Annotated in this window: 14 protein-coding genes; 10 read left to right on the plus strand and 4 right to left on the minus strand. The window is 30.7% G+C overall.

The features are described 5' to 3' along the window. The first annotated feature begins 251 nt into the window (after window positions 1-251). Both murT and gatD read left to right on the plus strand, forming a co-directional pair. Window positions 252-1565 carry a lipid II isoglutaminyl synthase subunit MurT gene (gene murT, locus CD113_RS07695; protein WP_095092773.1) on the plus strand — a complete coding sequence of 438 codons (1314 nt, stop codon included), beginning with the start codon at window positions 252-254 and terminating at the stop codon, window positions 1563-1565. Further along, window positions 1566-2288 carry a lipid II isoglutaminyl synthase subunit GatD gene (gene gatD, locus CD113_RS07700; RefSeq protein ID WP_002464101.1) on the plus strand — a complete coding sequence of 241 codons (723 nt, stop codon included), beginning with the start codon at window positions 1566-1568 and terminating at the stop codon, window positions 2286-2288. It abuts the gene before it with no gap. Between the two features lie 344 nt (window positions 2289-2632). Here the strand turns inward: gatD and CD113_RS07705 are convergent, their stop codons facing one another. After that, window positions 2633-3619, minus strand: a complete 987-nt coding sequence (locus CD113_RS07705; RefSeq protein ID WP_002464442.1) for an FUSC family protein — start codon at window positions 3617-3619, stop codon at window positions 2633-2635. 176 nt (window positions 3620-3795) lie between these two features. Here CD113_RS07705 and map point away from each other — a divergent pair, with 176 nt between their 5' ends. The 5 genes from map (at window position 3796) to vraR (ending at window position 7549) form a co-directional block, all read left to right on the plus strand. Beyond that, a complete protein-coding gene (map, locus tag CD113_RS07710) occupies window positions 3796-4551 on the plus strand; it encodes a type I methionyl aminopeptidase (protein ID WP_002464443.1) in 756 nt (251 codons plus the stop codon). A 236-nt stretch (window positions 4552-4787) separates the two neighbouring features. After that, window positions 4788-5174, plus strand: coding sequence for a hypothetical protein (locus CD113_RS07715; protein ID WP_002464444.1), 387 nt, complete (start codon window positions 4788-4790; stop codon window positions 5172-5174). A gap of 14 nt (window positions 5175-5188) precedes the next feature. Continuing rightward, window positions 5189-5890 (plus strand): cell wall-active antibiotics response protein VraT, encoded by a 702-nt coding sequence (gene vraT / locus CD113_RS07720; RefSeq protein WP_002464445.1) that lies wholly within the window; start codon window positions 5189-5191, stop codon window positions 5888-5890. Beyond that, window positions 5887-6930, plus strand: coding sequence for a sensor histidine kinase VraS (gene vraS, locus CD113_RS07725; protein WP_002464446.1), 1044 nt, complete (start codon window positions 5887-5889; stop codon window positions 6928-6930). Before vraT ends, vraS begins: the two co-directional genes overlap by 4 nt. Next, window positions 6920-7549: a response regulator transcription factor VraR gene (gene vraR / locus CD113_RS07730; protein WP_002464447.1), complete on the plus strand. Its 630-nt coding sequence runs from the start codon at window positions 6920-6922 to the stop codon at window positions 7547-7549. The genes vraS and vraR overlap by 11 nt, the downstream gene beginning before the upstream one ends. Before the next feature lie 208 nt (window positions 7550-7757). Here the strand turns inward: vraR and CD113_RS07735 are convergent, their stop codons facing one another. The 3 genes from CD113_RS07735 to CD113_RS07745 all read right to left on the minus strand — a co-directional run bounded on the left by CD113_RS07735 (window position 7758) and on the right by CD113_RS07745 (window position 10017). Further along, window positions 7758-8975, minus strand: a complete 1218-nt coding sequence (locus CD113_RS07735; protein WP_002464448.1) for a YihY/virulence factor BrkB family protein — start codon at window positions 8973-8975, stop codon at window positions 7758-7760. A gap of 295 nt (window positions 8976-9270) precedes the next feature. Beyond that, window positions 9271-9546, minus strand: a complete 276-nt coding sequence (locus CD113_RS07740) for a hypothetical protein (RefSeq protein ID WP_002464449.1) — start codon at window positions 9544-9546, stop codon at window positions 9271-9273. 6 nt (window positions 9547-9552) lie between these two features. After that, on the minus strand, window positions 9553-10017 hold the full coding sequence (locus CD113_RS07745) for a low molecular weight protein-tyrosine-phosphatase (RefSeq protein WP_002464450.1): 465 nt from the start codon (window positions 10015-10017) through the stop codon (window positions 9553-9555). 146 nt (window positions 10018-10163) lie between these two features. On the opposite strand from CD113_RS07745, the gene CD113_RS07750 reads away from it, so the two are divergent. The 3 genes from CD113_RS07750 (at window position 10164) to CD113_RS07760 (ending at window position 12223) form a co-directional block, all read left to right on the plus strand. Beyond that, window positions 10164-10364, plus strand: coding sequence for a DUF1128 family protein (locus CD113_RS07750; RefSeq protein WP_088177495.1), 201 nt, complete (start codon window positions 10164-10166; stop codon window positions 10362-10364). A 14-nt stretch (window positions 10365-10378) separates the two neighbouring features. Then, entirely contained in the window at window positions 10379-11623 is a 1245-nt protein-coding gene (locus CD113_RS07755) for an aminopeptidase (protein ID WP_002464452.1), read from the plus strand. Window positions 11624-11692: 69 nt separating this feature from the next. After that, window positions 11693-12223, plus strand: coding sequence for an acyl-CoA thioesterase (locus CD113_RS07760; protein WP_002464453.1), 531 nt, complete (start codon window positions 11693-11695; stop codon window positions 12221-12223). Window positions 12224-12313: the final 90 nt, after the last annotated feature.

The raw sequence follows: 12313 nt of genomic DNA on the forward strand, positions 1-12313 counted from the left end.
ACCTCGTATTTATAGATTATTATTTTGATATTAAAGTAAGTGTAACAAAGAATTTTCAAAATGTAAATAATAATAATTTTAATCTAAAGTCCAAAATTTTAATATAATTGAGAATAAATATCATTTTTAATTATCTAATTGAGAATTGTTATAATTTAATAAGGATATGATTATTTTAGAAGTAATGAAACTTTTTTGAAGTTGCAAAGTCATGTTATAATTATACGAATGCAAATTTGAGGAGGAAACACATGAGACAGTGGACTGCAATCCATCTGGCTAAGCTTGCTCGTAAAGCGAGTAGAGCAGTAGGCAAAAAAGGTACAGATTTACCTGGCCAAATTGCTAGAAAAGTGGATACTAATATTTTAAGAAAATTAGCTGAACAAGTAGATGATATTGTATTTATTAGTGGTACTAATGGTAAAACGACAACATCAAACTTAATTGGACATACACTCAAAGAAAATAATATTAATATTATTCATAATAATGAGGGTGCAAATATGGCAGCGGGCATCACATCTGCTTTTATTATGCAAACAACTCCGAAGACTAACATTGCGATTATTGAAATTGATGAAGGATCAATACCAAGAGTATTAAAAGAAGTGACACCATCTATGATGGTATTCACTAATTTCTTTAGAGACCAAATGGATCGCTTTGGTGAAATTGATATTATGGTTAATAATATTGCCGATACAATTAGTAATAAAGGTATTAAGTTATTACTTAATGCTGATGATCCTTTTGTTAGTCGTTTAAAAATTGCGAGTGATGACATTGTATATTATGGTATGAAAGCTCATGCACATGAATTTGAACAAAGTACAATGAATGAAAGTAGGTATTGCCCAAATTGTGGACGCTTATTACAGTATGATTATATTCATTACAATCAAATAGGTCATTATCATTGTCAATGTGGTTTTAAACGTGAACAACCAACATATGAAGTTTCAACTTTTGATGTAGCACCATTTTTACAGTTAACTATCAATGATGAACGATATGATATGAAGATTGCTGGTGATTTTAACGCCTATAATGCACTTGCAGCATATACTGTTTTAAAAGAATTAGGATTAAATTATCAATCAATTAAAAATGGTTTTGAAACATATACGTCTGATAATGGACGTATGCAATATTTTAAAAAAGATCAAAAAGAAGCAATGATTAATTTAGCGAAAAATCCAGCTGGTATGAATGCCAGTTTATCTGTAGGTGAGCAATTACAAGGTCGTAAAGTATATGTTATTTCACTGAATGATAATGCTGCAGATGGACGAGACACGTCATGGATTTATGATGCAGATTTTGAAAAGTTAGCTAATCAAGATATAGAAACAATCATTGTTACAGGTAATAGAGCTGAAGAATTACAATTGCGCTTAAAACTTGCTGAAGTAGATGTACCAATTATAGTTGAACGTGATATCTATAAAGCAACAGCGAAAACAATGGATTACACAGGTTTTACTGTGGCAATACCTAACTATACGTCATTAGCACCAATGTTAGAACAACTTAATCGCTCATTTGAAGGAGGTCAATCATAAATGAATGAATTGACTATATATCATTTTATGTCTGATAAATTAAATTTATATAGTGATATTGGCAATATTATCGCTTTAAAACAAAGAGCCAAGAAACGAAATATCAAAGTTAACGTTGTTGAAATTAATGAAACAGAAGGCGTAACTTTCGATGATTGTGATATTTTCTTTATTGGTGGTGGTAGTGATAGAGAACAAGCACTTGCTACTAAAGAATTAGAAAAAATTAAAACACCGTTAAAAGAAGCAATAGAAGATGGCATGCCAGGATTAACCATTTGTGGTGGTTACCAATTTTTAGGAAATAAATATATTACACCAGATGGCACTGAACTTGAAGGGTTAGGTATTTTAGATTTCTATACACAATCTCAAACTGAAAGGTTAACAGGGGACATTGTTATAGAAAGTGATACATTTGGTACAATTGTTGGCTTTGAAAATCATGGAGGTAGAACATATCATAATTTTGGTACGTTAGGCCAAGTGACATATGGTTATGGTAATAACGATGATGATAAAAAAGAAGGTATCCATTATAAAAACTTACTTGGCACTTATTTGCATGGACCAATATTACCTAAAAACTATGAAATAACAGACTATTTATTACAAAAAGCATGTGAACGTAAAGGGATTCCATTTGAACCTAAAGAGATTGATAATGAAGCGGAGCAACAAGCGAAGCAAGTATTAATTGATCGAGCTAACAAAAATAAATAATCATTATTAATATATAAACACGACCATTTCTATTTTCTGATATTAGAGATGGTCGTGTTTTTTAGGTTCTCTAAATTTTGGGACTGATAAACAAAAAATGAATAATTTAAAATAATTATGAATCAGTCCAATTTGAGAGAGAATTGTTTTTTATAACTATGGTAGGGAGTGGGACAGAAATAATTTTTTCTAAATAAATTATTTTGTAGTCCCACCCCGGCAAAACTGACTAGGTTTGTAAAACGTTGATAAATCAACATTTTACAAATCAGACAGTTACTGCCAAATGCTTAATATTAAGTATAAATGCTTTATGTCCCAGGCTTTTAGAACTAAACAATCGTTTACGCATATCTATTATCGAGTAAACGGTACATCATTAGAAATTCGTAGATAAGATGACTCTTTATTTGATTTTGACCTTTAATATCAAGTGTTTTAATACTATATTTCAACGTGTTGACAGCTTCAGATTCACGATGGAAAGTTCCTTCATTAACTATCATTTTAATATTTTGACTGATTGTTAAGATAGCAACACGCTCAGCAGTTGTAAATGTTATTTTAGTGTTTCTCGGTAAGTATATGATATTTGATAAATGAGTAATAAATAAACGGTTTGTGTAAGCGCGTTTTGTCATTTGATTGAGCAATTGCCAATCACACGCTTTCTTTTTATGATAACTAAGTTCATCACGTTGATAACTAATAAGTGTTTCAACTTCGGTATTTAAGTTAAACAATTTCTTAAAAGCTTTATTACTTTTATCAGATTGAATATGTCCCAAAATAAGCTCCTGACAACGATTGTAATATAATTTATACATCAACTGTTCTGTGCTAGATAATCTTGTTTCAACTTGATTGTAGTATTTGGGCGGGAAAATAATAAAGTTAATTAACCCTGAAGTAACTAAACCAATAATCGCTGTTAATGTTCTAGATAAAAAATTAAACATATAAGCATCATTGATACCCGGGATCATAGCTACGGATGTTAGTACAGCGACATTTGTACCTACTTGTAAATTTAATTTAGTACAGAATATAATCGTAAATGTAGCACTTAAAGCGTATGTAAACGGTGATTGGTCACCAAATATGTAAGTGAAGATCACTGCAAATCCTGCACCCATAACTGTTGCTGGCAAGCGTCTATACCCTTTTATTAAAGATGCTTTAGCAGTAGGTTCAATCGTTACAATTGCTGTTAAGATGGCATAAATAGGTGTTAGATTTAAAGCCATACAAAATAAAGTAGTAAAAAAGATAGCAATACCTGTCTTGATTGTACGTGCACCAATAAAATGTTTATACCAATGTTCGTTCATGTTTAACCCTCTTTGCCATTTGAAAATTAAAATATCATATGTTATTAAGTATGAAATTTATGTTCTTCTACCAATACTAAACAACAGAATTTATAAAATAATGTAGTTACATCTTTAGTATATCAAAGAATATTTGCTATAATAAGTTATAATATTATAAAAAGGAACGGGATAACATGATTGTAAAAACAGATGAAGAATTACAAGCGTTAAAAGAAATTGGCTACATTTGTGCGGTTGTACGTGACACAATGCAAAAAGCAACTAAACCAGGTGTAACAACGAAAGAATTAGATAACATTGCTAAAGAATTATTTGAACAACATGGCGCTTTATCAGCACCGATTCATGATGAAAATTTTCCTGGTCAAACATGTATCAGTGTAAATGAAGAAGTTGCCCATGGTATTCCTAGTAAACGAGTTATTCGTGAAGGAGATTTAGTAAATATTGATGTTTCAGCTTTAAAAAATGGTTATTATGCAGATACAGGTATTTCATTTGTTGTTGGTGAAGCTGACAATCCACTTAAGCAAAAAGTTTGTGATGTAGCAATAATGGCTTTTGAAAATGCTATGACAAAAGTAAAACCAGGTACTAAACTAAGTAATATTGGTAAAGCAGTACATAATACAGCGCGTCAAAATGATTTAAAAGTGATTAAAAATTTAACTGGTCATGGTGTCGGTCAATCATTGCATGAAGCACCAGCACATGTGTTGAATTATTTTGATCCTAAAGATAAAACATTACTAACTGAAGGACTTGTCTTAGCTGTTGAACCATTTATTTCTTCAAATGCTAGCTTTGTATCAGAAGGTAAAAATGAATGGGCATTTGAGACGCAAGACAAAAGTTTTGTAGCTCAAATAGAACATACAGTTATCGTTACGAAAGATGGTCCAATTTTAACAACGAAAATTGACGACTAAAGCACCTTTAATTTAATATCATTTTGCAACTAAGACCAAAGTATGAAAGCTATATCGTTCCGGAGCCTATTAATAATAGCTCCGGAATTATTTTATAATAATAAAGAATAGAAGGACGAATGTATAAAGTAATGTCTAGTTTTGAGACTATGATACTTGCATAGTTAATTTAAATCATATAGTTACAAAATATATACATTGAACCTATGATTAATTATTATGAAAAGGTGAGTAATATGAATTATGTAGAACATTATATTAATAACTTCTTAAAAGCAACAGTTAAAAATAACATTGTTGACTATCGCATGGTCTTGGACGAAAAACTAAAAAATCTTGAAGGATATATCAAGTATTTAACAGACAAGAAAGCACAGCTTAGTAAGTTAATTGACAGTCTCATGTTTACATTAGAAAATAAATATATTGATATTGCAGATAAATATGAAGTGAGTTGTGTCAGTGAAATTAATCATTTAGAAATTGAGCGCATTAAAGCACAACTTAATAGTATAGAAACATATTATGCTCGTATTGAAGCAGAAATTAAATTACAATCACAAGAGAGATTAACAACAGAAAATGAGTGTTACTTAATAAATTATATGAACGCTGTAGCATAGAAAGGCGGCGAAGCATGACACATAAATATATATCAACACAGATGTTGATTATTTTTACAGCATTAATGATTATTGCTAATTTCTACTATATTTTCTTTGAGAAAATTGGATTTTTACTTGTTTTATTATTAGGATGTGTTCTAGTTTATGTAGGCTATTTATATTTCCACAAAATTAGAGGTTTATTAGCATTCTGGATTGGTGCATTGTTAATAGCATTCACTTTATTATCGAACAAATACACGATTATTATTTTGTTCCTATTTCTATTACTATTAATGATTCGTTACCTTATCTATAAATTTAAACCGATGAAAGTCGTAGCGACGGAAGAAACAATGTCGTCTCCATCATTTATTAAACAAAAGTGGTTTGGTGAGCAGAAAACACCTGTCTATGTCTATAAATGGGAAGATGTCCAAATACAACACGGTATTGGAGATTTACACATTGATTTAACAAAGGCGGCAAACATAAAAGAAAATAATACAATTGTCGTGAGACATATCTTAGGTAAAGTTCAAGTGTTAGTACCTATTAATTACAATATTAATTTACATATGGCAGCATTCTACGGTAGCGCATATGTCAATGACAAATCTTATAAAGTTGAAAATGATAATATTCACATTGAAGAAATAGTAAAAACTGATAATTATACCATTAATATCTACGTATCAACATTTATAGGAGACGTAGAGGTGGTTTATCGATGAATCACTATATAAGAACGATAGGTTCTATGTTGATTTTAGTATATAGTATGTTAGCAGCATTTTTCTTTATTGATAAAGTGTTTGTTAATATCATTTATTTTCAAGGGATGTTTTATACCCAAATTTTTGGTATTCCAGTATTTTTATTTTTAAATTTAATTATTATTTTCTTATGTATTATTGTAGGATCTATTTTAGCTTATAAGATTAATCAACAAAATGAATGGATTAAGACTCAAATTGAACGCTCTATAGAAGGTGAAACAGTTGGTATTAATGACCAAAATATTGAATTATATAGTGAAACAATTGAGTTATATCATACGTTAGTCCCTTTAAATCAAGAATTACATAAATTAAGATTAAAGACACAAAATTTAACTAACGAGAATTATAATATTAATGATGTCAAAGTTAAAAAAATAATCGAAGATGAACGACAACGCTTAGCTAGAGAATTACATGACTCGGTCAGTCAGCAATTATTCGCTGCGAGTATGATGCTTTCTGCAATTAAGGAAACAACTTTAGAGCCACCTTTAGATCAACAAATTCCTATTTTAGAAAAAATGGTGCAAGATTCGCAATTGGAAATGCGAGCACTATTATTACATTTGAGACCTCTAGGCCTAAAAGATAAGTCGTTAGGTGAAGGTATTAAAGACTTAGTTGTAGATTTACAGAAGAAAGTACCAATGAAAGTTGTCCATGAAATTCAAGAGTTCAAAGTACCAAAAGGAATTGAAGATCATCTATTTAGAATTACACAAGAAGCAATTTCTAATACACTTAGACATTCCGATGGTACTAAAGTGACTGTCGAATTATTTAATAAAGAAGATTATCTGTTATTAAGAATTCAAGATAACGGTAAAGGCTTCGATATGAACGATGAAGTAAAACAAAGTTATGGCTTGAAGAACATGGAAGAAAGAGCATTAGAAATTGGTGCGACATTCCATATTATTTCAATGCCGGATGCAGGAACGCGTATAGAGGTAAAAGCACCTCTTAATAAGGAGGATTCATATGACGATTAAAGTATTATTTGTGGATGATCATGAAATGGTTCGTATCGGTATTTCTAGTTATTTATCAACGCAAAGTGATATAGAAGTAGTAGGTGAGGGTGAATCAGGTAAGGATGCTATTTCAAAGGCACATGACTTAAACCCGGACTTAATTTTAATGGATTTATTAATGGAAGATATGGATGGCGTCGAAGCTACTACGCAAATAAAAAAAGATTTGCCACATATTAAAGTATTAATGCTAACAAGTTTTATTGAAGATAATGAGGTTTATCGTGCTTTGGATGCTGGTGTTGATAGTTATATTTTAAAAACAACAAGTGCCAAAGATATTGCTGATGCTGTACGCAAAACATATAATGGGGAATCTGTTTTTGAACCTGAAGTATTAGTGAAAATGCGTAATCGTATGAAAAAGCGTGCTGAATTATATGAAATGTTAACCGAACGTGAAATGGAAATATTATTACTCATTGCTAAAGGTTATTCTAATCAGGAAATCGCTAGTGCATCACATATCACCATAAAAACAGTTAAAACGCATGTAAGTAACATATTAAGTAAATTGGAAGTACAAGATAGAACACAAGCTGTTATCTATGCCTTCCAACACAATTTAATTCAATAATTAGTTTGTATGTAATGCATGCATCTAAAATAATAAACTCCTTATAACGTCGACACTTAAGAGGTAACGACGTTATAAGGAGTTTTAAAGTTGAAATAAAAGTTATATCGCTAGCTTACATTGTCATTAGTAGCTAACGATATAACATATAATTTAATTTGTTTAAGTTAGTGTTCATCATTATTTTAAAAAATGACATTAGCTAAAATTAATCTTTTTTAAATTTATCTACGATTTTTTTTGCTATGTTTTTATCATCTTCCGGATATTCTTCTTCTGGATGTTTATCAATATGATATTTTGTGTCATGCGTATTACTAGCATCATTATTATATTGATATTTAGTATCTTCATTATAATGATTTTGATTATTATCATCGTGTTGTAATGCAGCTTCTTCAGGTGTTTTCCCTTTAATGACATTACGTTGATGAATAATAGCATTGATCTCAGCACCAACAATGATAATAAAGCTTGTAATATATAACCAAAGTAACAAGATAATGATTCCGGCAATACTACCGTATGTTTTAGAGTAGTTACCAAAGTTTGAAATGTACCAACCAAATCCGAATGAACCAACTAACCATATCACTGATGTGAAAATAGCACCGGGTAATACGGATTTAATTTTAGTTTTAACATTAGGTGCTACTGAATATAGCACAATAAATACAATGAATATGATGATAATAGGTAAACCAATACGAATTAAATTAAATATCCATCTTACTTCATCATCAAGTCCTAGTGGGCCAAATAAGAAATGACTAATAACTGAACCTAATGTTGGTAATGCTAGGGCGACAACAAAGACGACACCCATAACAATAGTGAATAAAACACTCAATAGTTTTAAGACGATACCATTGCGGCTATCTTCAACATCATATGCGACATTAAAGGAATTCATAATCGCTGTCATACCATTTGAAGCGGACCAAATCGCTAAAATCAAACCGACTGATAATAGGCCGCCACTGGAATTTTGTGTGACATCATTAATAACGCCTTTGATTAACGTAGACGTATCTGCGGGCGCATTGCTAAGCATCTCAGTGATTTGACTTTGTTTAATATTGAAAAATGGTAACAAAGTTAAAAGAAAGATAAGCATAGGGAAGAGTGCTAACACAAAGTGATAAGTCATTTGAGCAGCAAGACCTGATGCATCATCTTTACCAATACGGTAAATTAGATAAGACAAAAAGTTTGAATCTTTTTTATACTTTGCTGGTTTGTTTAATCTTGATACGAAAAGTACTTGATCATCTTTTTTAGTATCTTTAGATTGAAATTGTTGAGGTTCAACATACGTACGATCTACTTTTATTTTAGATGAACTACTTTTTTGGCTATTATGATTATCTTGGTTATTCTTAATAGAATTAAGAAATTTGGAAGATGTAGAGTCTTTTTTTGACATAATAAGTCCTTAACCTTTCTATTTTTTATCACATAATATGTCTTTAAAATATATCAATGATTGAAAAGTATTAATTATAATTATTTTAAGTGAATGATACATTTTCTAAACCTAAAGAAAGAGGCTATAACAATGATGAATCATGTTAGCCCCAACTTTTTTATCTATGCTGTATTAAGCAAGCAACAAGTGAACAATTTTAAAACATAAATATAATGAAGATATGATTTAAAGTATTCGACTTGCATAAAATAGCTTAAATTGTCATAGATAATATCAAACTGCTAAATAAATGTTAACGTTGGTTTTTTCTGTTAACAAATGTATCTTTAGCATCTTTAAGAGAACGTTCTAATTCTGGGTTGTTACGACGGATTTCTTCTACAACGTCTTTCCAGTATAAAACTTCATCTTTAATGTTAGTTATTTTAGATGGTTTACGGCTACGGTTACCATTTTTAGCATCTTTAAATGATTGTACTAAACTATCACGTGTAGATTTATCAGCTAAAGTTGCCACACCGCCGATAACGGCACCAATTAACATACCAGGAACTAATTTGTTTTTCATAATAATTTACCCCTCTTTCAAATTTGCATCTTTGACGATGTAATCAATTAAGTTATCACAAGATGATAATACCATATCATACACACCTTCAAAATTATTCGTGTAGTATGGGTCAGGCACATCACTTTCTTTCATATTACTAAATTCTAACAGTTTGAACAATTGTCCCTTTAAATTAGGATTGATAGATTTGATATTATCGACATTACTTTGGTCCATAGCAATAATATAATCAAAATCATCAGTTGGTTCGAATAACTCACTAATTATACCTTTATATGGAATATGGTGTTGGTCTAAAATTTGTTGAGTTCCTTTATGAGGTGGCTCACCAAGATTCCAACTTCCTGTTCCTCGAGAATGCACTTTAATATCATTAATTTGTCTATCTTGTAATCGTTGTCGCATAATTGCTTCTGCCATTGGTGAGCGACAAATATTACCAAGACAAACAAAAGCTACATCTATCATCATCATTCCTCCAAACTCTGTAGTTATATCCCCATTTTATAGTGTCTTTAAACAATAAGAAAGTAGAATATATAAATTTCTATCAAAGTTTATTAAATTGTGATACTTTGATTACATAACTAAATTTAGAGGTGAACATTGTGGCAATGACAAATGAAGATAAAGTTCTAGCAATTAGACAAAAATTAAATATCGTTAATCAAGGATTATTAGATCCTGAAAAATATAAAAATGCTAATGAAGAAGAAATAACTGAAATATACGATTTTGTGCAATCAAGAGACAGATTATCACCAAGTGAAGTGACTGCAATTGCAGATGCATTAGGTCAATTACGTCAGGATTAAGGAGAGGTTATTTTATGACAAATTATCAACATAAATTACAACAATATGCAGAATTACTGGTAAAAGTTGGATTGAATGTTCAACCAGAACAACCTGTTTTCATTAGATCATCTGTTGAAACATTAGAATTAACACATTTAATTGTTGCAGAAGCATACAAAAATGGTGCATCGGATGTACGTGTTGAATATAGCGATCCTACTTTAAAACGATTGAAATATGAAAATGAACCTGAAACATATTTTATGACCAATGATGTGAAGCAATATGATGTAGATGCGAGGATGGATTACGTTTCAAGAGGGGCAGCTAATTTAGCATTAATCAGTGAAGATCCATATTTAATGGAAGGTATTGATAGTAACAAACTACAAGCTGCACAACAACAATATTCAAGTGCTTATAAAGGATATATGGAAGGTGTTCAAAAAAATGCATTTCCGTGGGTGGTAGCAGCATTTCCATCTAAAGCATGGGCACATCGTGTTTATCCAGATTTACCTGTTGAAGAAGCATATAGTAAATTTATTGATGAAGTATTTGAAATTGTGCGCGTTGATGGGCAAGATCCAATTGAAAATTGGCAACAACATATTAAAAATCTAAGTGTCTATTCTAATAAGTTACAACAAAAAAATTATAAAGCATTACATTACGTGTCAGAAGGTACTGATTTAGTAGTTGGATTACCAGAGAATCATATATGGGAAGATGCGACGAGTTATGTTAATCATAATGGTCCATCATTCATTGCTAATATACCAACTGAAGAAGTGTTTACAGCACCAGATCGTTTAAGAGTAAATGGCTATGTTACTAATAAATTACCACTTAGCCATAATGGCACCATTATTGATGGTTTCACATTAACATTTGAAAATGGAGAAATTATTCGTGTACAAGCACAACAAGGTGAAGAAGTATTGAAAGATTTAATTAATACTGATGAAGGTTCTAAGTATTTAGGTGAAGTAGCTTTGGTACCATATGATTCACCAATATCAAATAAAAATACTATTTTTTATAACACATTATTTGATGAAAATGCCTCATGTCATTTGGCAATTGGTTCAGCATATGGTTTCAATGTTAAAGGTGGAACTGAAATGACGACTGAAGAAAAATTAGCAAGTGGACTGAATGATTCTAATGTACACGTTGATTTTATGATTGGTAGTAGTGACTTGAATATATATGGTATTTTAGAAGATGGTAGAGAAGAATTAGTCTTTAAAGATGGTAATTGGGCCGATTTTTAATGATAAAAATAAGATAGCTTAATAAGGGCATAAAATTATTGAGTTTAACAGGGAATAGGGAGTTAACATATGAGTAAAAATGATAGACCAATGAAGTCTATGTCTGCTTCAAAATGTTATAAAAATAGACAAGTATTTCCACAGGATACGAATCACCATCATACTATGTTTGGTGGTACATTAATGGCAAATATCGATGAAATTGCAGCTATTACTGCAATGAAACATGCAGGTGCGCAAGTTGTCACAGCATCAACGGATTCCGTAGATTTTTTAAAGCCAATTAAGACAGGTGATATTTTACAATATGTTGCTATGGTGTCTTATGCAGGTACAAGTTCAATGGAAGTTGTAGTTCAAATTCGTATTGATGATGTGTTTAACAATACACAAGAGCTAGCAGCCCTAAGTTTTCTAACATTTGTAGCTCTAGACGATAATGATAGACCCAAACATGTTCCAGGAGTATACCCTGAAGATGATGTAGAAAAATGGTTTTTTGAAACAGCACCACAACGTGTTGAAAGAAGAAAGGCACGACGTATTGAAAGTAAGCAAACAATAGAATATTTATCTAAAGTGCAACATATTAACGATTAGTTAAAATAAAAATAGACAGATTGTGACAGTATAAAATATATCTATACTGGCAATCTGTCTTTTTTAATTTTATCATTGATACTGATAAAA

Origin of the sequence: Staphylococcus simiae, assembly GCF_002902085.1 — a bacterium.
GTDB classification, from domain to species: domain Bacteria; phylum Bacillota; class Bacilli; order Staphylococcales; family Staphylococcaceae; genus Staphylococcus; species Staphylococcus simiae.